Source organism: Bacillus sp. (in: firmicutes) (genome assembly GCA_012842745.1).
In the GTDB taxonomy this organism is placed as follows: Bacteria; Bacillota; Bacilli; order Bacillales; family Bacillaceae_J; genus Schinkia.
The window spans coordinates 1-21,999 of the sequence record DUSF01000054.1 but is presented as its reverse complement, the minus strand read 5'-3'; the positions used below and the strand labels follow the sequence as shown (position 1 = coordinate 21,999).

Sequence of the window (21,999 nt, the reverse complement as noted above, 5' to 3'; positions counted from 1 at the left end):
TTTTATCATGTACAATTTTTAAATTTGAAAGCAAATAAAGCCAGCAATATGCTGACTTAACTAGTACACCTATCTAATAATATTGTTTTTTCGGATAGCAAATTTTCAAGCTCTACTGCTGGCAATGGGCGACTTATGAGGAATCCTTGAACTCCAACACATCTGTTTGCTCGAAGGAATTCAATTTGTTCTATTGTTTCAACACCCTCCGCTATTAGCTCTAACCCAAGATTTTGCCCCATCGAAATAATCGTACTTACAATTACTTTATTATTTTCCTCTGTAAATAAATTCATAATAAATGATCGGTCTATTTTTAATTGATCAATCGGAAATGAATAAAGATAACTTAATGAACTATAACCTGTACCAAAATCATCAACAGATATGCGCACACCTAACTTTTTAAGGCTTTGAAGAATCGTGATGACTCGATCGGTATTTCCAGCCATACTTTCAGTTACCTCAAGCTCTAAAAACTCTGGTTTAATTTTCGATTTTTGTAAAGCTTTTGTAACAGTCTCTACTAAATCCTCTTGAAATAACTGTCGCAAGGAAAGATTCACTGATAATCGAAACGGAGTGAGCCCTTTATCAAGCCAGCTTTTCAATTGTTTGCAGGCCTCTTCAATCACCCAATTGCCAATTGGGATAATTAAACCTGTTTCCTCAGCTAGCGGGATAAACTTGCCAGGCGAAATCATTCCTTTTTTATGATGATTCCAGCGGATTAACGCCTCTACTCCAATAATTTCACCAGTTTCTATATTTACTTGCGGCTGATAGTGCAAAATTAATTCATTGCGATTTAGTGCTTGCCTTAAATCATTTTCCAAAAGAAGATTATCAAAAAGCTCTTTATTCATATCAGGATGGTAGACCATCACAGATTGACCATTTTTCTTGGCTTCATGCATGGCTAGCTGCACTTGTTTAATAATTTGACTCGTATCTTCAATATTTTCGCTAAATAATGTAATCCCGATTGAGGAGGTAATATGAAATTTAAAACCTTTTGCAATCATCGGTTCTTCAATCCGTTTATGGATTAAGTATGCAAGGCGAATGAGTTCTTCGATATTTTCCTTATTAGGAATAAAAAGGATGAATTCGTCAGCAACCATCCTCGATACAACCACATTGTTGGTTTTAAATTCTTTTAATCTTTCTGCAGCCGTCCTTAGAAACAAATCGCCCATTTCATTTCCTAATGTATCATTAACATTTTTGAAGCGATTTAAGTTAATCGAAACAAGCGCGAATTTATCTCCTGAACTCCCCATTTTTTTTATATTTTCCTCTAAACAGTTCAAAAGGTAATTTCGATTCGGTAATCCTGTTAACTCATCATGATAGGCAAGATAGTTTATTTTCTTAACAAATGCTTCCAGCTTAATTTCGCTTTCTTGCAGTGCGATTTGCGCTTCTTTTTGCTTCGAAAATGGTTCCTCAATTGCCGCAGCATAAATTCCTTTCATACAAAAGTAATAACTTGATATTTTAAAAAGATGGCCAATCACGCTCTGTGGAAAACTGCTATTTATATTCAAAGTTAAAACTAATTCACATAATAAAGTAAAGCTGAAAGCGACAATCAGCACTAAGTGGGATTCATTCTTTGTTTTCCGATATAGATTAAATAATATAGCGATTGTCCCAACAAATGTGCTAATAATAAGGAATTCAAGTAGTATTTTTAGCGTTGTTTGACCATTTGCATCTATTAAAATCGGTAAATTATTGGAACTATTGAAAATGACAAAAGCGACTACAGCAACATAAATAGCCACAATGAGAAAAATATAGGTACGGCTGTTCTTCTTCATTTGAGAATCACTTTGACTAAATAAAATAACTGACCCTATTGCCAATGTTAGTCTTGAAATCAACCAAAACCAGTGTTCATCTTGGCTAGACATACCGCCTGAATAAGGCATTTCTTTATATGCAAGTACATGAAAAAAATCAAATAAACCAACCGTTAAAAATAGCGCACCTAATATTAAACGATGTTTTGATAGCGTATGTGGAAAAACCATCCATAACTGTATCGCTATTGCGATTGCAACAGAGATACTAATGATTTCTAAGATTACATGTATCAAAAAGTCTTTTTCAGGTAGAATGATATCGAAGACCGGATTTAAAAATGCTGCAGCTACAGCTACAATTATTCCTATTAATAATATGATTGTTGTACGAATTTCTGTATTTCTACTCATATAGAGTCTCCTCAGAGGTATTTTCAATAATTTCTATAATATTAAATTAAGTCATTAGTGTTGTTTACCACATTATAAATTATTAATGAACACCTGTACACAAAAACACCCTGCAAAACTGTATATTATTGTTCTATTTAAACAACCATAAAATAAGAACAAGAAAAAAGGGGATTTTATAAAATGAAGCTTACACCTAAGCAAGTTGTTGAATTACATGGTTTTAATAATCTCACAAAATCATTGAGCTTCAATATGTACGATATTTGCTATACAAAAACAAAAGAGGAGCGTGAAGCTTATATAAATTATATTGATGAACAATACAATGCGGAGAGGCTTACAAAAATTTTGAGCCATGTTACAGAAATTATTGGGGCCAATATATTAAATATTGCGAAGCAAGATTATGTTCCACAGGGGGCAAGTGTCGTTCTATTAGTATCCGAGGAGCCTGTCGATGAATCTCCAATCGAAGCCTTTGAAGAATCACCTGGGCCCATTCCAGGATCAGTCATTGCCCAGCTCGATAAAAGCCATATCACTGTTCATACATATCCAGAATCACATCCAGATGAAGGAATCAGCACCTTTCGCGCCGATGTTGATGTTTCAACCTGTGGAGAGATTTCGCCACTAAAAGCCCTAAACTATTTAATACATTCTTTCGAAACAGACGTCATGACCATCGACTATCGTGTGCGTGGATTTACAAGAGATATTAGCGGCCACAAATTATTTATTGACCATGAAATTAACTCGATTCAAAATTATATACCCGATGAAATACAAGACTTGTATCATATGATTGACGTCAACGTCTATCAGGAAAATATTTTCCATACTAAATGTAAGCTGAAGCAATTTGATTTAGATAATTACTTATTTGGCTGCGCGAAAGAAACATTATCTTTAGAAGAACAGCTATCGATTGAAAAGAAGCTCAAAATAGAAATGGATGAAATATTTTACGGAAAAAATATTATAAATGGATAAAGGAGACCTCAATATTATGGAAAAACAAACATTGCAAACATTTAAAGAATATAGTGAGGATAAATTTACAAAGAGGATTATTTTTAACAAAGGTGACAGCACAGTCTTTGTTTTAAACTTTATGCTAGGGCAAGAATTGCCTGAACATACGCACCCAAGTACAGAGGTCTATTTGCTCGTTCTTGAAGGTGAGGGCACCTTTATTATTGACGGAAAAGAAACCGCTGTTACAGCAAACGATGTTGTCCATTGTGGTAGTGAGGAAAGACTAGCGTTCAAAAATAGCGGAGAGAATCCGGTAAGCCTCTATGTTATGTTGAATAAAATACCAAATGAGAATTACGCGAAAAATATTTAGCGAATGTTTTAAATGAAGAAAGCAAGGAGCGCACATAGCGTTCCTTGCTTTTTAATTAGTAATTAAAGTCTACTACATTCATAATCACTGTTGCTGCTTCAGCCCTTGTTGCTTTTCCTTTTGGATTGAAGGTTTGATTTGGCAGGCCGTTAACAATTTTATGATAAGCCGCTGTGTTGACGGAGCTTTCCGCCCAACTAGCAATCTCGCTATAATCTTGGAAGTTTGATTTTGAATCAACTATGCCAAGCTTCCCAGCATTGATAATCATCGCCGCCATTTGCTCACGAGTAATTTGTTCATTTGGACCAAATCGTTCTTTGCTTAGTCCATTCACAATACCGTTTGCAGCCGCTTGTTCAATGACATGTTTAGACCAGTGATTTTGAAGATCTGTAAATGTTTGAACATCCCCTGCCTCCTTCACGTTTAAAGCCTTGACAACCATCGCTACAAATTCTGCTCTCGTCACCGTTTGGTTTGGCTTAAACGTTCCATCTGGATAGCCATTCACCGCACCTTTTGAAACTAATTGACGAATTGCTTTTTCTGCCCAATGTCCTTTGATATCCTTTAGGTTGCTTTCAAGGACTGATTCATCCTCTTGTTCAATACTAATAATCGTGAAGGTACTAAACTTAGTAATCTCGATTTCAAGTCCTTCAGGATTTCCTTGTGCGTCATAAATGACTGTTCCCTGCTGAACTTTCTTTTCGCCATCACTGTGTTCAATATAGATAGCTAGACTATCTAATAATGCTTTTCTTTCTTTTGGATCACTTGGCAATTGAAGACGTTTTAACGGGAAGACTACCTTTGTCGGGTGGTTCTTTAAGTTCGTTTCGATTGTCATCGGTTTGCCGTGTACCTGAACTTGACTATTACCTGCAACCTTTCGTACCTCAGCTGCATTAACGGTCCGTTCCCCTACATTCTTTTTCTCTTTTTCATCACGAATTGGAACGATGTTAAAGTAAAGATCTATTCCTAATTGATTAAAGGCAGTTAAAGCTTCCTGAGGTATCGTTACTTTTACGTCCCCTGTTTGGATTTCTAGAGAAAGCTTCCCATTCACTAATTCATTGAGTGATTCTTTCGGAACGGTAACAGCTACTTCATCAGCAGGATTGTCTGGTAAATCATCAATAACAATTCGAACATGAGATTGACTTTTCTGAAGTACACTTTCAACGACTGACTCTGCCTTTTTAGGATCAAAAACAATTGTATCCCTCTGTTTTCCGTCTGCAGTGGTAGTTCTAGTAACCTCTACCTCAGCAATTATTGAATTTCCATTGCCAAGATTGACATTTACTGTTCTTGTCTGTCCATTCGTCGGTTCATTAGTAGTTTTTCCTGAACCTGATGAAGAACCACCGCCACCGCTTCCTCCTCCATTACCACTGCCATTATCATCGTCACTTGATGGTGCGGATTGTCTGATTACTGTCACTGTATAGATTTTTGTTCCACCGTCTTGTGCAGTTACAATTACTGGAATTGGATTAGCACCAACTTTTAAATTAAATGTTTCTGTCATCGATACCTTGATTGTATCTCCAGTCGTCACAATAGCTATCGAATCCGGCGTTGTAATCGATTGGGTGCCCATTGTTGGAGACACTGTTTTTCCGTTCATGGTTAAGGATGAACCTTGATCTGCAGCTTGGGCTGTTACCGCAATTTGTGGTGTATTATAATCAACATTTACTTGGTAAGCAGCAACACTAGGTGAAAAAGCTGGTGTTAAAGTACCTTTGTCAACAGCTAATGAACCTAGATTTGCATTCCCTGATTTCAAACGATTAATTGTAACATTGTAAGTCATGGTTGTTTGACCATCTTGTGCGGTTACTACTATTGGAACTTCGTTAGGACCAAAGCTAAGGGAAATGGTATCCGTGTTCGTTGTCTTACCATTCATTGTAACACTAGCGCTTGGTTGTTTCGGAGTTGCAGAAATAGTCAATTCCGAAACGTCTGTATCCACATTAACTGAATAATTTGTTACATTTGGGTCGAAAGTTGGATTTAAGGTACCTTGGCTCAACACCAAATTACTTAAGTTTGCATCATTGGATAACATTCTGGTAATCGCAATTGTATATGTCTTTGGTGTCAAATCTTGTGCGATAACTTCTATCGTAACTGTGTTTTGCCCCATAGCTAATGGGATATTAACTGGAACGCCGCTTGTTACCTGTGTACCATTTACCTGTACAGATGCTAATGGATCTGCCACTGTTGGCGTTATATCTATAGCTTCTATTTCATTTCCAACACTCATAGTATAACTAATTTCATTTCGTGCAAAATTAGGAGTTAGACTTCCTTTACTAGTGATTATGTTGGCTAAATCAGCATTGCTAGATAGTACTGTAACTGAACTACCATCTGTAGGAGAGGTGATTGTTGTTGTTTTGTTTCCTGCTAAATCAGCAATATCAATTGTGAAAGAAACGGGACCACCTGAATCACTACTTTGGACTGTATAATTAGCTTGCCATGTTTTGGCATCACTATCACCTTTGTCAGAAATAGCAGTCGGTTTTCCGACTATTGTTACAGTTGGTTGTTGAATATCTTCATCTGTTATTATATCCAACGTAATTGTATCGCCGATTTTTGCTATTGTTTGATCAGCATTATTAGAATGTATCGTTACCGTCGATGCTGTCGGCGCTGTTTTATCAAATACTACAGCTGTTCCAGTTGTTACTGCTGTTACTTGTGCAGCTTGGTTATTATTCACATCTTTGAAGTCTAATGTAAACGGTATTAATCCTTCTGTATCATCCGTCTGCATGATATACGTTGCCTGCCATGTTTTTGCATCAGCTTTTTGGGTCACAGCTGCGTTATTTCCAGCAATTTTTACAGTTGGTGCAGCTATATCCTCATTCGCTACAATATCCAACATAATAGTGTCGCCGACTTTTGCTTTTGAAGTATCTTGACCATTATTTGATATCATCGTTACGTTTGCTGTAGGTGGAGTTTTATCCAATACATCAATTGTAAAATCTTTATCAAAATACGCTCCATGTTGATTCGTTACTCGAATGGTTAAGATGTATTGCTTATTTGTATTATAGTCCAGCGCAGTTTTTGTGATTAGACGGTTATTATCTATTTCAAACGCTGCGTTGTCCCCTGATTGAATAGAATAAGTAAGGGTGTCACCAGCTTGGGCAGCTCCACTTAAGATACCTACCTCAGTTCCTGCAGGCAGCTTTTCTCCTACTGTGTTATTAGTCAGTGATATATCGCTTGGTGCTTGGGTTACAGTTACTATCCAATTTTTCGTCGTTCCATCTTCTGCTGTTACAACATATGTTACTGGACTACTAAAATCATTTGCTGTTGTTCCGCTTACTTGATCAATTGTTCCAACCTTTACAAATTGTGCATTGTCTGACACTGTGAAGGTTGGGACTAAACTGCTTACATTTTGACCGCCAGCTACCGATACAACAATTGTTCCATCATCAATCGTTGCTGGTTTAAGTTCGCCCGGAATGCTAAAACTTAAAATATTTGCTTCATTACTTTTCGTAACTTCTATTGAAGCTGTTTGCGTATTATCGGAAAAAGCTGTCGTTCCACCATTTGTAGTTGTATCCACCTTTGTTCCTTGTGTACCTGATGTTTGATCCCATCCACGGAAGGAAAAGCTTGCTGTTTCTCCTAGATTGCTAGATTTGTAACGAACTTTATCTGTTGCTCGGAGTAAAAGAGAGCTTGAGTCAGATACTGTTCCAAATGCTTGCCATGTAGTGCCATCCAGTGAATATTCCCATGTTCCATTTCCTGTAGCATGATAAATTGCTATTCCTGACGCCGCACCGTTATCAACATCTGACATCGTTGCAATTGAAGCTACAGTAACTTCAGCGCTTGTCGCATTTTTAGTAACAGGCGTAAAAGTATATGGTCCAGAAATTAGCTTCGGTGCATCATTTACATCATTAACAGTTAAGCTTGCTGTGCCAACAGCTGTTGAAAAAGCCGTTGAACCTCCATTTGTTGTGGCATTTACTTTTGAGTACACACTTCCATATGTTTGATCCCACGCACGGAATGTTAAAGTTGCTGTTTCTCCATTTTTCGAATCAGGGATGTACTTAATTTTATCCGTATCTTTTAATAACAATGCACTCGAATCACTAACGGAAGAAATATCTTTCCATGTCGTATCAAAGTATTGCCATTTGCCATTACCTGTAACACCAGTCACTGCAATTCCTTTTAGCGCACCACTATCTTGATCCGATGAATCTAGAAAGCTTGAAACTACAATTTCTGATGTTTCCGTATCTTCATCTGTTGCAGGTAGACTAGGGTTCGTATTATTTAATACTGGTGCTCGATTTGGTTGAATAATTGGTCCCACTTTAGGACTTTCTACTGAAGACCCAGGATTTACACCTGCACTTGCTATTGGTGTCACTTCAAAACTGATAAATTTATTTGTATCATCTGATGTAAGGGTGTATGTTTTATTTTCTGCATCAACTATGGCCGCTTTTCCTGTTCCACTAGCATCATTAGAACGATACCACTTAAAAGTCGAAGTACCTTCTGGATCATGTTCATCATAATACGTGTATTTCCCTGTTAGTACGCTGCCTACTTCATGAATACCGTCAACCTCAACATTCGTTGCTGTTGGAGCAATATTAGGATTTACGATTGGTCCCACTTTAGGGCTTTCTTCTGGAGTACCCGTTGTATCGCCTCCGCTTGCTATTGGAGTAACTTCAAAACTAATATATTTACCCTTATCTGCTGATGTTAAGGTGTATGTTTTATCTGTAGCTCCACTTATTGCTGTTTTTCCTGTTCCACTACCATCATCCGAGCGATACCACTTATACGTTGACGTACCTTCTTCGTCATCATCTTCATCATCATAATCGTAATTCCCTGTTAAGACGCTACCAACTTCAAGTGTACCATCGACCTCAACATTCGTTGCTGTTGGGGCAGTATTTACCGTATTACTTACATCTGCAATTGTAATATTTTCGATATTTAAATTTTCTGGCCAATAAGAATAATCATCAGCAGCGCTATTACGAACTTTTGAAAACTTAAACGTTATATTTACTGATGCTACATTTTTATAGTTATATTCACTTCCATTTCCAAGAATTTCACTCAACTTAAAAATATTCAGGTAAGTCGTTTCAAAGGGATTTCCGTAATTGGAGAGTGTCGCAATCTCACCCCCACTGATGTTCTTTAAGACCACTTTAATTTCAAGATAAACTGCACCCACACTGCTACTTAAACCTAAGTCTTTAAATGTGAATGTTTTACATACACTCCCATTTTCAGCTTTAATAATAATGGTTTCCTCTGCATAAGGTACTTGACTTGGGTTGTATATGGCTTTTCCATAAGCAGTATCATAAAGTTGTACTATATCACTAACAACAAATTTATCTCCCTGTTTTATAAAACCTGGTCCAACAGCTTCACCAAATCCATCACTAAAATCATAGGTGCCATTACTAGTTCCTGTACTTGGTGGAGCTGCATGTATCGTATTTGGAATAACATGAGCAAATGTTCCAAAAACAAATATAAATAAGATTACAAGACGAGCCATATAATAAGCCTTTTTTTGTAAATTCCTTTTTATTTTTTTCCTATTTTCCTTTAATAGATTCATAGGCTTAACATCTCCCTATTAGATGATTACCCTTTCCTTATAAAGATATTAATCTCTTGCAGGAAATTCCCCGTATTCGATGCAAATAATAAAGTTCAATGCCAAATATGGCTGCATGTTATTATGTGGCTGACTGCCTCCAGTTGGGTTAATCGCCTGTGCATTCATTTGTACATCTGCATTATTTCCGCTAAATAGTGGATACTTAGGTATAAGCTGTTTTCCTTCTCCAACCGAGGTAGCCCAATACCCATTATTAGGATCATTAGATAATCCTGGGCTATTTATTGCCATTGGGGCATGCGAATGAATAGGCATCTGTGATGTGATAAGCGTAACTGTCTCATTTCCAACAGCCTTGCCCACTTTTCGTTCTGTCAATCCTGGGCCTATACCTTGATGCATTGGGGCCTTATCACTTAAATTAGGTAGTGCAAAAGTTGTCCTTCCATCACCACCATATTGTGTACTTAGAATTGAAAATAGTGCAGGAAATTGTTGTATTGACATGAGCTGACCATTACAAAATGCCCATCCTCTTGGAGGAAAATTACCTGCAAATATTCTTATTTCACCTAAATATGCTTCTGACATAATTATTAATCCTCCCTCTATAAATATTGATTTATCAACGGTTTGACCCGTTGTTGGGGTGTCAAAAAAATATTTTTCGACACGCCTCTTAACACTATTTTCATATTATGTGAAACTATTCCAACACATGGGTACGCTACGCGGTCACTACTGGATAATAGTGGAAAGTAGTGATAGGTAATTATGCGATGCACAATGGATCTCTGCGTAACTTATGATGACGTACCCTCCCATGTCTCTGGGCATCTAAGTGCCTACATTCCTTCGTTCGGTCTAGTCATAAGGCAGAGGCTAGCGAAGCTCCTTTAGGGACTCTAAGTCGAATGGTGAATATATTGCCAGCTTCTCCGTATCATCCTGTTGTCTAGGTCTTAATAAAGGGGATATAGGGCCTTATGCAGCCTCCACTAGACTGGGAATATCCCTCATCATTCGCTGTACGTCAAACGTTTTGTGCTTCGTACTAATTCCATGTAATACTTTTAATAGCTTACCGCATAAAACCACGATGGATTGCTTCTTGCGTAAAGGATTAACCTGACGGTTAGTGTAATACTCATGTAGCTTTCTGAAAGCCTCGTTATGGCGAATCATCGGCATCATTACCCGGAACAAGAGGGCGCGTAACTTTCTTCTGCCCCGTTTGGAGATGCGTTTTTGTCCCTTATGCAAGCCAGAGGAATTTTCACGTAACGTTAATCCCGCGAGTTTGATTAATTGGCGTGGATCCTCGTAGTGTGAAAAACTTCCGATTTCAGCTAACAGGTCTACAATCGTAATATCTCCAAGTCCTGGAACCGTTGATAGCCATTCGTACTCTACAGACGTTTTCACAAGTTCAACTAATTGCTCTGTAAGTGTTTGAATTTCCTGTTCTAGTTGGTGATAACGGCGGACCAGTGTGGCAATTTCAAAACGGGCCATCTCAAGTCCTTCTGTTATGCCAATAGAATTGGCCGCAACATCAATAAGTTGCACTGTTTTCGGTCTTTGGGGAGCTTTCATCCCCTCAACTTTGCGATATTCCTCAAGTAATTCATCAGGCTGTTTCAAATAAAGATCACTTGGAAATGGAGTACATTTTAGTGCAGCCAAAGCCATTTTTCCGAATGACGGAAACACCTGTGTAAATTCAGGGAAATAGCGATCTAACCAACGAATCATTTTGTTTTTGACTGCACCTAGTTCCTCAGTCAATTTGCTTCTAAAGGTGGAACCAACGCGAAGCTCGGCTTCTATCTCTTTCAAAATTCGTGGATAACTGAATCGACCATCTTTTACAAGGCGCGCAATTACTAAAGCATCCTTACGGTCATGTTTGGTTGGTAAATTGTCATCCAGCTCTTTTGAACGTTTCACATGCATTGGATTTACTACAACGAGGGGGATGCCTCGCTCATCAAGAAAATAGGCTAAATTGAGCCAATAGGGTCCTGTGGGCTCAACACCCACAATGACTTCAGTTTTCCCGTTCTCTTTCATTGCTGTAAGAATTCGATGATAAAAATGTTCAAAGCCATCATGCGATTGGGAAACAGAGAATGACTTTTGGAGCACTCGTCCTCGATCATCCACAAAGCAAACGTAATGTGTGCGCTTGGCAATATCAATCCCTACAACGAGTGTTTTTTCAGTGACTTGATTTATTTTCTGGTTTTGTTTAAAATCCATTATGGAGTCCTCCTTGGTTAACAAATTAGGGGTCATTTCGTCGACGATTTGACACCCCGCATCATACCAAGAGGGCTCTTTTTGTTCAAGTCCCCCAAAATCCTTCTAACAGGAATGCTCCTTTTTAATTCCTTGATGGAAAAATTCCACTTGTAGCGATGTGAAAATTTAAAACTGTAAATGGCTGCATATTATTATGCGCCTGTCCACCGCCAGCATTTGATAACGCGGACGGATTCATCTGCACTAGCGCAGTTGGTGAGTGATATAAGTTGTTTGCATTTGCCCATACGTTATTTAAAGGATATTTTTGGTCAGCTGTTGTGGATGAAGCGTATGCAGTGTGAGTATGCATAGGAATTTCTGGAATAGTCAATGTATGCTCCTCCTCACCCTTATAAGTGCCTAGTGGTTTTGTTAGACTAAAATGGATAGGAACACGACCACGTAAATCAGGTAAGGCAAATGTTGTGCGACCATCCCCGCCGTACACAGCACCTAATAATGAATAAAGTGCTTGGTTTTGATTAATCTGTAAAATTTGACCTTCACAAGGCAGCCAACCTTTTGGTGCAAAATTTATCGCAAATAAACGAATTTCTCCTAAAAATGGATCCATCTAAAATCCTCCTTTTTGACTATAATTTAGAATTGTTATGGCTGAGTGGGATAAATCCCAGATAACGAAATAATAAAAGAGATAGCTAATGAAGGCATCATGTTGTCATGTGGTTGCCCTCCACCTTCGTGTGAAATAACACTAGCATTCATAGAAACTTTCGTTTGAGCTTCATTAGAATAGTTTTTATAATCTGTCGTACTCTCACTAGTCTTATTTTTTGCCCAAAGCATATTTTTTGGAGATTCATTATCAGCTTCAACCGCAACTGCATTTACCGAATGTGTATGCACTGGCATTTGACCGCTTGTTAATGTAACCTTTTCTACACCGCCTAATTGCCCTAATGGATGAGTTTGACTACGATGAATTGGAATACGTCCCCTTAAATCGGGTAATTTAAAAGTATTTACACCATCCCCACCATATGTTGTTCCTATTAAACTAAAAAGTATTTCATTTTCTGCAATATTAAGAACCGAGCCATCGCAAAGTGCCCATCCTCTTGGAGCGTAATTTCCACCAAACATACGAATTTCACCTACATAACTTTCTCCCATACAAATCACCTCTATAATATTTTTGTGAATAAACGATTTAAAAAATTTGATGTAAACCTTTTTTTATTTACTTGAAGGAATCTTGATAACTTGTCAATAACCTGACCATTCCATTTGTACATACATATCCTTCATTGAAACTTGTTGAAACCCTAATCGTTCGTATAATTTTTTTGCTTTTTCATTATTAGAAAAGACATGTAACTGAACTATTTTGTTTTGTTGGCCTGCATATTGCAATAAATCTGTTAAAACTTTTGTACCAATCCCTTTATTTTGATAGTTTGACAGCAAAGTAATATCAACTAGCACTAGCTTGTCTTTGAAATCTGCTAACAACAAACGACCTACCTTTTCATTCTCAAAAAATATTATTTTGGTTTCCATGTGAGGATATTGCAGCTCGTAGGAACGTTGTTGACAGAGATGTTGCATTTGTAAAAACTGATGAATTTGCTCTTTCTCCCAACCCCATGCAGCTACTTCATCTATTCTTGAACTTGCATAAACTTCAAATAAAAATGCTGCTTCATCATTTTCCGCTTTTATTGTTGCAATACTTAGCAAATTTCTCACACCCCCCCTTCAAGCTTGAACCTTTCCACTATTTATAAAGAGTCCCTTTCCTTTGCCTTTATACCTTATTTCCCCAACAATTTTATAAATTTATTATAAACGTAAAATAACCTTATATTTACAAATCATGGCTTTTTCATGACTTTTTCATGACTTTTCATATGACTTTTGTATATATCTATGACTTTTTACCTACGAATTGTTTTATCTCTTAATGAAAAAAGAAAACTTGGTAGCCCAAGTGCATACCAAAAAAATCAATTGAACCTCAATATACTTTTTAGAAGTAGAAATAATAAAAAGCGCAAGGGGTTGTCCAAATCGAGTTTCGACTATTGGATGCCCATTGTGTGTTAAAAATAATTCTATATGCTCATTGATACAATATATCATCCCTTAGAGCGGCGACCTTGCTTAACGCTTGATCTATGTCCTCTTCTTCGACTCCGAAGTGAGCAAGGGCATCATGCAAATGTGTTACAATCGCATTAAAATGCTCTGGCTGCAAATTCATCCCTTCATGTGCTTTGGACATAGATTGACCTGAATATTGATTCGGACCGCCCAACGCAAAGCTAATGAATTTTGTTTGATGCTCACGCTGCATATCCATATCAGTATTTTCAAAAAAATGGTTGACAGTATCATCCTTAAGGACCAATTCATTGTAAAAATAATCAACTACTTTTCCTATTGCAGCTTCTCCACCAATTTTTTCATAAAGTGTTTGTTCCATTATTATCTACTCCTTCTTATATAGTCACAGGAGTATTTTCTTCAGTTGTTAGAAAATTATGCTATAAACCTTATTTTCGAAAGGAATAAAAAAAATCCTGCCTCAACAGGGATTTACGCAAATGCCTTACTTGCATCTTCCTTTCGAAAAAAGCTGCGCATGGCGGTATATACGTCTGATTTTTGTTTTAAAATGTAATAGCGGAATTTTTCATCGGTGATGTTTTTGTAGGCGGACATAAGAGTGCTGTGGAGGTTGCTTGGTAAAGTTAACCATGGTATACCCATGTAAAATTATTACATATTGGCAAGGTTTTTGTTACTTAAACATCAATCCATAAAATGTTATTTGTAAATATCTCCACGACTACCTATTGCTTGAATATATACAACTTGTTCATCATGATTTATTTCAAATATAATTCGATAATTTCCGATTCTTAGTCTGTATAATCCTGAATATCCTTTTAGGATTTTTATGTCTCCTTCTGATGGGATATTCAGAAGACCTTTCAATCCAGCAGCAATTCTTTCTTGGGAGGCTTTATCTTGTTTAGCTATGAATTTAACCGCGGACTTATGGTAAATCAATTTGTAGTCCGAACTCACGCTTTGCATCCTCCCCTGAAATATAGCCTTCTTTACTATTCATTTGTTCTAATTCATCTTCGGTTAATGGCTCGCAATCTGGCTCTAACTCATCTATTTTTTTCCATGGTGTAGGTTTCTTTTTTGAACGTTCAATTAAAAATTGCATAAAATCATAAGCTGCTTTTTTATCCTCATTTCTTAAGGAATCAAACATTTTATTAAGTTCTTCTTTTCGGATAGCCATAGTATTTCACCTACCTATATTTATTCGACAGTCAATGTAACAAACGGCAAATGATCTTCAATATAAAATTTCATCGTCTTGCTCGTACCCCATAGAAATTTTGTTCTAAAACTATAATGGAAGGATTAGAAGTATGGACCATGTAAAGTTCCCTATTTCGATTTTGTAATGAAAGCTCTTTGTATACTTTCCATGCATAATCTTGGTCAGATGTGTTTTCAATAACCGAAACTGTTTCAATCGTTCTTTTTTTTTCATCTGAAAATGCCTTTAACGCTTCAACAACAACCCATTGATCAGGATATTTTTCCTGAACATCATGCCAATTCATTTTAATTCCCTCCAATTCTCTATAATACATACAACTTGCTACTATTATTTTATCACAGAATGTTTGCTATTTGTCTGTGTAGGTGGTCATAGTTCCATAACTGCCATTGCTGAGCTATGATTGTATGGTTTAGTTTAAGACCTTAATATTAGTCATAGTTCCATAACTGCCATTGCTGAGCTATGATAGCTTTCGCTAGTTGTTCTTCTAATGTTTCGTCATAGTTCCATAACTGCCATTGCTGAGCTATGATATTAAAAAAGTAGATTTAATGAATATAATCTGTCATAGTTCCATAACTGCCATTGCTGAGCTATGATTTGTTAATACCGTTCCATGAGTTCTACCTAGTCATAGTTCCATAACTGCCATTGCTGAGCTATGATAATTATTCGGTCGTTCTCCCGCGGGAATGAGTCATAGTTCCATAACTGCCATTGCTGAGCTATGATGATGAATATTAGATGTACAATCATTGGGCAGTCATAGTTCCATAACTGCCATTGCTGAGCTATGATTACGCTTGTAATCGTAGAGTAAGGGTTTTGGTCATAGTTCCATAACTGCCATTGCTGAGCTATGATAAAATAAACGCTATATAAGTCATAATAATCGTCATAGTTCCATAACTGCCATTGCTGAGCTATGATAAAATATGATTTACATCTACTACCCCTAACGTCATAGTTCCATAACTGCCATTGCTGAGCTATGATCTGGCATAACTACTGTTCACATCTATACCAGTCATAGTTCCATAACTGCCATTGCTGAGCTATGATTTTTAAAATTAGATAGGCAACACGGAACAAGTCATAGTTCCATAACTGCCATTGCTGAGCTATGATAGATTTGCGTCTAACATTATGACATTAGCCGTCATAGTTCCATAACTGCCATTGCTGAGCTATGATTTGACATAATGTTTCATGACCGTTTCAGCAGTCATAGTTCCATAACTGCCATTGCTGAGCTATGATAATTTACTACAAACAGCTTCATTATTTTATGTCATAGTTCCATAACTGCCATTGCTGAGCTATGATGCTTTGTTTTCTTCCGTAAGTTCACAATGAGTCATAGTTCCATAACTGCCATTGCTGAGCTATGATACATTTCCTTTTGCATCGACAGAATAATTCGTCATAGTTCCATAACTGCCATTGCTGAGCTATGATTCTAAGAATCCTTTTGCCGTACCAAATGTCGTCATAGTTCCATAACTGCCATTGCTGAGCTATGATTAATTTCTTTAACTTCCATTACGTTTTCAAGTCATAGTTCCATAACTGCCATTGCTGAGCTATGATATTGACAAAATGCTAGTGAATGAAAAATACGTCATAGTTCCATAACTGCCATTGCTGAGCTATGATACTTTTAATTATTTTATCTCTGTAAATATTGTCATAGTTCCATAACTGCCATTGCTGAGCTATGATCGCTTGTGTCACCAGTAAGCGTATAACCTAGTCATAGTTCCATAACTGCCATTGCTGAGCTATGATAAAACATCGACCATATTCTCATCATAACCCGTCATAGTTCCATAACTGCCATTGCTGAGCTATGATCAACTACATTGGTTGGCATTTCAAAATAAGTCATAGTTCCATAACTGCCATTGCTGAGCTATGATAAGGCAAAACACCCTTTTTGTGGGTGTTCGTGTCATAGTTCCATAACTGCCATTGCTGAGCTATGATACGTATGCAAAAAAGCCTTTAATCTCAAGGGATTAATGGCTTTTTTGTGTAAAAAAACTAAGTTATTAACAGATATATTTTATTGATTTATTTACTTTTCTAAAAAATAACCCTTGATATAATTAGTTTCTCCAAGTAATTTAGAAATTATACAAATTAAATTATAATCTCCAAAAAAGATACAATTTATTCAAAACAATGATAATTGATTAGTTGTAATCTTTATTTCATTAGGGAGCTTTTGTCCTAAAAGTATTGTCATTCTCTCATATTGTTTTTCAGTTATAATTAGAGAGCGGATAGAGCCAGTTTGCGGGAGATTTTTTGATATTCGAGCCACTAATCTTTCTGCAGATTCATGATTATTACAGATTCTAGAATATACTGAATATTGCATCATCATAAACCCCTCATCTAGAAGAAAGTTCCTAAATTGAGTATAACTTTTCCGTTGTAATTTCGTCTTCACCGGTAAATCAAAGAAAATAATTGTTCTCATCCATTTACTCATTGAGATAAAATTTTAACGGCAAAAGTTCTGGTAGCTTCATATATTTTAAATCATTTTCCCGAAATGAAGTAACTAAACTCTTGACCATACTATCTATGGAAGTTGTAATGGAACATCGCTCCCCAGCGATTAACACTTCATGATTTAGCAGATTTACTAACCCCGTTCTTACTTTTATATCCCAACATTCTGTTACATTATAACTTACATACAAATCTACCATCGGTCTGTAAACCTCCATTAAATCATCAGCTAAATTAAAGGCATTTAATTGATTATCATGAAATAATCCGAGGCACATATTAAAACCATAAACAGATAACACACGGGCAACTGCCCCCCTCATAATTGCATAACCATAGTTAAGCATCCTATTTATAGGGTCGTCAGCTCTGCGGGTAAACCCCTTTTCAAATAGATATTCAAAGTATTTTTTCGCAGCGTATGCCTCCCGATTAGTTTTATCCCCCGACTCTACTGTTTTTGCAATAGACCTAAGGTCTTTCATTCCTTCCTTCTTCACAAATTCAAGACATAATGCTTGATTAGTAATTTTTTGTTGCACCACCGCTTGCCAAATCCTTTTTTTAAAAGGTTTTGATAATGCTAATTGCATTTGAAGAACCGCAAGTTGCCTTGAATGTTGATTAAAGCTAAGCCAAATTCCGTTTGGCAGCTTTTTTTCATCACAAGAAATGATAGAAACTTTTTGATTTGCACATTCACTCAATAATCTTGTTGTAATAGTGGTTGCTTCCGCTTCGATTAGAATTGAAGCTATGTCTTGCAAAGGAACTGTATACATTTCATTTTGTTGAATAACTAACTGGTTTCTTTTCACCGATAGTCTACCGTTATTAGATATTATGATATGTCGCCAACTCACAAATTCACCCTCCCCATATCTATTGTTATATTAATTACCAAAAATACCAATTTAATACAAAAAATAAAAAAAGAGCAGTAAAGAAAATCTTTCTTTACCACCCCATGTTGTTTAATTAAAATTTTCATTCAGCATTTTTATTTTTTCTTTCCTGTTAAAGCTTTGTCTCTTTTCTTGTTTAACAATATATAGTTCTCCAAGTATACCACTCTTCATTTTCACTAGTTTCTTGGCTGTCCCTATGGAAAAGCGATGCTCAGTTTTATCAGATGGTGAATTTATTAATTTACATTCTAATTTGTTACCAGAAATATCCGCAGATACAAAATGCAGTAACTCAACAGAAGCCTCCCTTTCAACACACAGTATATCATATGGATACAGGCTAAATTGGAATTCACAAAGACTATCTAACTCTGGCCAATGTTCAAATCCTTTGCCAGATTTTACATATTTATTTGGCAATTGAGATAGTACAGTATCTGCTACATAAATTGGAATCATGATATATTTTTCTTCTCGTTTAAAAATATCAACACGAACTAATGAACCATTACCTGTTATACCGCCATTAATCTCCCGGACATACGATTTTGCGGTGTCCATTACTGTTATCTTTTTAATTTTATTTGCCTTGGTAGGATCCTTCCCTTCCTTGACTGGTTTAAAAGGAAGATTTTCATCGGAAAAAGCTACATTTACATTTTTGTTGAATGATAAGTAATGATTTTTAATCGTGTTATAAGTCGCTAAGTCTGTATCTTTTCCGACCATTTCAAAATCTCCATTAGCATCAAACTTAATGTCTCGCAAGTGAATCCGTTTGGTTGTTAGTATTTTACCATTTTTATCTACTCCGACTTTTTTTCTTACTGTCATTTCATGCGCTTCCCCTGTGATTGAATAGCGTGGTGCTCGCGATACAAGGAGATAATCTTTATCCAAATTAAACTGAATCTTTTTCAGCAACTCTTCTGGGATTGGTTGCTCCGTTAAAATAGTATAAATGTCGTCACGGAAGCCATACCAAGGCTCTGGAAAACGAGTTAGGAATTTTTTATATCCATTCTCTTTCTGTTTATTATAGTCACTGATTCGTTTAATCATTTGGTCGTCTGCACATGCTACTACTATTGCATCCATAGCATGGTGAAGGAATGTTGCATTACGGTCTTTATTAAGTCCCCACCATTTACGTAAATAGGATGTAATTTGCCCGGACACGGCTATAACTTTTTTCTTACGGTTGTCCATAGATGATTTAAATAACAAATTTTGCTCAATAAAATTCTTAAAGTAACGAGTAATATATCTTGTGTCATTTAAATGTCGGTCTTTTAAATCGAAAAGTGCCTCTTCAGAAATCTCCTTTTTCAACAAAAGATCTCGTTTCTTTTTGAATTGGTTATTTTTAGTATTGTAAGTTACCGCAACAAACTCCTCAAATGCTTCCCAACGACCAGGGATAGTGGATAAATATTCATATGGGAGCCGATTTCCTTTTTTATGGTTCTCGTCACTATAAACTAGTACTTTATTCTGATATCCATCCATGTAGGACTGACTATATGGAATAATATGATCGACATCTAACGAAGGCGCACTAGAGCGATCCTTCTGAAGCTCTTTAACAAATACATCTATTGGAATCTTATTTATAGAGTAGGCACAAGTTTGATTTTGTTCCTCCCAAAGCTTATACCTTGTAATATCAAACCCAGTAGGCTGCTTGATACCGTTTTCCAAAAGGAAAGCAATAGCGGCCTTATTTTTATTACGATTCTCATCATAGCCTTTTGTAATTTTCTTTCTTTCCTCATGGTTTTTAGATAATTCACGTGCTAACTCTATATGAATTGATAATGGTGAACCGTATTTCCTAATAACTTCATTTACTACTTTTCTCGCTTGTGATAAAGCTCTTTTGACTATAGGATTTGCCATTTCATCGGGAATCGGAGGTAAAAGCTTTTGTTTAGTCTTCTTCGTTAATCCTGTTGTATCTACTTCCAATACATCTGCTGCTTCTTTAAAGGTTAGTCCTTTGGTCATTTCAGGAAGCAAGATTTTTATTGCCTTCGAGGAGAGATGGCCAAATTTAGAAAACGATAAATGTAAAAAACTATCTATTAATTCAGTAGTAAATTTATTTTTGAAGCGATTGCTTAATAGATAATTCCTAATATCATTATCCGTCTTATAAATGGTAAGAGCATGAGCAACTATGTCATAATCATCGAAGGTAAACGATACACCAGTCTGTTTACCATAACAAGATAGGCATTGATGGATAGTATAATAATCTTTCAAGTTCAGAAAGGTTTGATTTTCATTTTGGTTGAGCGTTGCGTTAGGATCATAAATAAGGCCTTTAAATTTTTCCTCTGTGCTCAATGAAATCATCTTTCTTACATCAGAATACTTTATATCAGGCAAGCTTTTCTTGTTAAAATAATCTTTTCGGTTAAATAATTTAGTAAGTACCTCATCTCTTTCGTCAATAGTAAGTTTACGATATTCTGTTCCAACACGTACACGATTTAAGGCATCTAATGCAGAAAAGTATTGGAATGTATAAGTTGCTTTTGGTATCCGTTTTTCTTCATGAAAAATTGAACAATGTCCTACTTTTTTAATAATATCATCACTGGATGCAAAGGGAAGCTGATGGTTCCATATCTTTAAGTAATCTTCTTCTAGTTCAATCGAAGCAATTGTGGACCCAAATTCTCTTTGACACGAAAATAATGTTCGAATTTCTTGTTCAAGTTGAAAACGGGAAATAGAGAATAAGTATGAATCATCAGAGTTTCTCCTTTTATCATGTGAGGCGAATACTTCATCCTTCATCCACATTTCACCCACGGTACGGTATATATTTAGCCTCATCTCATTCTCTTTAATACTGTTTAAAACCACTCCGGTTTCTTTATTATTTTCCTCTGATTTTCGATTGGACTTGTAGCCACGCTTTTGTGATAAGTGGATGAGTAGCCTTGTCCACTCTTTTCCACTTAATAGCCGTTCTAATCCATCTAATCTTAAATCCCAGACATCAATACTGCCATGTTCAAGTGGATAGAGTTTTTCCATTTGTTCCTTTGATATTAATCCATTCTTTATGATCAATTGACGGATTTTCTGCTTACGGTCACACTTTCTACCTAACCGTCTACGTGTAGAGCGAGCAATTCTTCTTGGAAGAGCTAAAGAGGCACCAGTCTTTGGAATCTCCGCACGATCGAACATTCTTACCCCTTTATCAAGAATACCCACTAAATCATAAAGTTCGTCATCTTCATCCCACTTCATTTCTACTAATCCCCAACCAATAGAGCTAGTACCAATATCTAGTCCCAACCGGTAATCCATGTTATTCATAAATTTTCCCCTTTCTAAAAAGATATATAAAAAGACCAAAGTTAGTTGTTGCATTCACTTTGGTCTTTTGCTTTTATGTATATAATTTACTTTGTTAAGGTGGGGAGAGACCCTGCGTGAGGGCCAGGCGATCCCCAAACGCCACGAGCCGTACTTGGTACGACCCTTATCATAGAAACACAATTGCCATTGCTGAACTATGATATGTTTTATTATATTACGTAATGTAGCTTTTGTAAATAATTCAATAAAAATACTAAAAAGGTTCTTTCTTGTATCCCCACTATTTTGCAAGTACCATTATTGTTTTTCCCTATGCTCTCTTACATCTTATAATACTT

At 36.3% G+C, this 21,999-nt stretch carries 16 protein-coding genes, 1 pseudogene and 1 CRISPR repeat array; of the genes and pseudogenes, 2 read left to right on the top strand and 15 right to left on the bottom strand.

Translation table 11 applies throughout. The annotated features are described in order from the left end of the window. Positions 1-56: 56 nt before the first annotated feature. Positions 57-2,222 carry an EAL domain-containing protein gene (locus tag GX497_14320; GenBank protein HHY74368.1) on the bottom strand — a complete coding sequence of 722 codons (2,166 nt, stop codon included), beginning with the start codon at positions 2,220-2,222 and terminating at the stop codon, positions 57-59. A 183-nt stretch (positions 2,223-2,405) separates the two neighbouring features. Here GX497_14320 and speD point away from each other — a divergent pair, with 183 nt between their 5' ends. Together speD and GX497_14310 are read left to right on the top strand one after the other, a co-directional pair. Next, a complete protein-coding gene (gene speD / locus GX497_14315) occupies positions 2,406-3,218 on the top strand; it encodes an adenosylmethionine decarboxylase (protein ID HHY74367.1) in 813 nt (270 codons plus the stop codon). A gap of 16 nt (positions 3,219-3,234) precedes the next feature. Then, the gene (locus tag GX497_14310) at positions 3,235-3,576 is read left to right on the top strand and encodes a cupin domain-containing protein (protein ID HHY74366.1); all 342 of its coding nucleotides are present in this window, start codon (positions 3,235-3,237) and stop codon (positions 3,574-3,576) included. 55 nt (positions 3,577-3,631) lie between these two features. Here the strand turns inward: GX497_14310 and GX497_14305 are convergent, their stop codons facing one another. The 14 genes and pseudogenes from GX497_14305 to cas9 all read right to left on the bottom strand — a co-directional run bounded on the left by GX497_14305 (position 3,632) and on the right by cas9 (position 21,658). Then, positions 3,632-9,253 (bottom strand): hypothetical protein, encoded by a 5,622-nt coding sequence (locus tag GX497_14305; protein HHY74365.1) that lies wholly within the window; start codon positions 9,251-9,253, stop codon positions 3,632-3,634. A gap of 48 nt (positions 9,254-9,301) precedes the next feature. Beyond that, positions 9,302-9,847, bottom strand: a complete 546-nt coding sequence (locus GX497_14300) for a phage tail protein (protein HHY74364.1) — start codon at positions 9,845-9,847, stop codon at positions 9,302-9,304. A gap of 393 nt (positions 9,848-10,240) precedes the next feature. Next, a complete protein-coding gene (locus tag GX497_14295; GenBank protein HHY74363.1) occupies positions 10,241-11,518 on the bottom strand; it encodes an IS110 family transposase in 1,278 nt (425 codons plus the stop codon). A gap of 124 nt (positions 11,519-11,642) precedes the next feature. Then, positions 11,643-12,137, bottom strand: a complete 495-nt coding sequence (locus GX497_14290) for a phage tail protein (GenBank protein HHY74362.1) — start codon at positions 12,135-12,137, stop codon at positions 11,643-11,645. A 35-nt stretch (positions 12,138-12,172) separates the two neighbouring features. After that, positions 12,173-12,697 carry a phage tail protein gene (locus tag GX497_14285; protein HHY74361.1) on the bottom strand — a complete coding sequence of 175 codons (525 nt, stop codon included), beginning with the start codon at positions 12,695-12,697 and terminating at the stop codon, positions 12,173-12,175. Between the two features lie 93 nt (positions 12,698-12,790). Further along, positions 12,791-13,273 (bottom strand): GNAT family N-acetyltransferase, encoded by a 483-nt coding sequence (locus GX497_14280; GenBank protein HHY74360.1) that lies wholly within the window; start codon positions 13,271-13,273, stop codon positions 12,791-12,793. A gap of 373 nt (positions 13,274-13,646) precedes the next feature. Further along, positions 13,647-14,009: a group 1 truncated hemoglobin gene (locus tag GX497_14275; protein ID HHY74359.1), complete on the bottom strand. Its 363-nt coding sequence runs from the start codon at positions 14,007-14,009 to the stop codon at positions 13,647-13,649. A 113-nt stretch (positions 14,010-14,122) separates the two neighbouring features. Then, positions 14,123-14,266, bottom strand: a pseudogene (locus tag GX497_14270) (sporulation protein YhbH). An 87-nt stretch (positions 14,267-14,353) separates the two neighbouring features. Next, a complete protein-coding gene (locus tag GX497_14265) occupies positions 14,354-14,617 on the bottom strand; it encodes a type II toxin-antitoxin system RelE/ParE family toxin (protein ID HHY74358.1) in 264 nt (87 codons plus the stop codon). Then, positions 14,586-14,843 carry a hypothetical protein gene (locus GX497_14260; GenBank protein ID HHY74357.1) on the bottom strand — a complete coding sequence of 86 codons (258 nt, stop codon included), beginning with the start codon at positions 14,841-14,843 and terminating at the stop codon, positions 14,586-14,588. The genes GX497_14265 and GX497_14260 overlap by 32 nt, the downstream gene beginning before the upstream one ends. A 70-nt stretch (positions 14,844-14,913) precedes the next feature. After that, entirely contained in the window at positions 14,914-15,174 is a 261-nt protein-coding gene (locus GX497_14255) for a hypothetical protein (GenBank protein HHY74356.1), read from the bottom strand. A gap of 85 nt (positions 15,175-15,259) precedes the next feature. Next, positions 15,260-16,883: direct repeats of the CRISPR family, unit length 36 nt; unit sequence GTCATAGTTCCATAACTGCCATTGCTGAGCTATGAT. A gap of 187 nt (positions 16,884-17,070) precedes the next feature. Then, positions 17,071-17,379 carry a CRISPR-associated endonuclease Cas2 gene (gene cas2, locus GX497_14250; protein ID HHY74355.1) on the bottom strand — a complete coding sequence of 103 codons (309 nt, stop codon included), beginning with the start codon at positions 17,377-17,379 and terminating at the stop codon, positions 17,071-17,073. A 4-nt stretch (positions 17,380-17,383) separates the two neighbouring features. Beyond that, on the bottom strand, positions 17,384-18,277 hold the full coding sequence (gene cas1, locus GX497_14245) for a type II CRISPR-associated endonuclease Cas1 (GenBank protein HHY74354.1): 894 nt from the start codon (positions 18,275-18,277) through the stop codon (positions 17,384-17,386). Positions 18,278-18,388: 111 nt separating this feature from the next. Further along, positions 18,389-21,658, bottom strand: a complete 3,270-nt coding sequence (gene cas9, locus GX497_14240; GenBank protein ID HHY74353.1) for a type II CRISPR RNA-guided endonuclease Cas9 — start codon at positions 21,656-21,658, stop codon at positions 18,389-18,391. Positions 21,659-21,999: the final 341 nt, after the last annotated feature.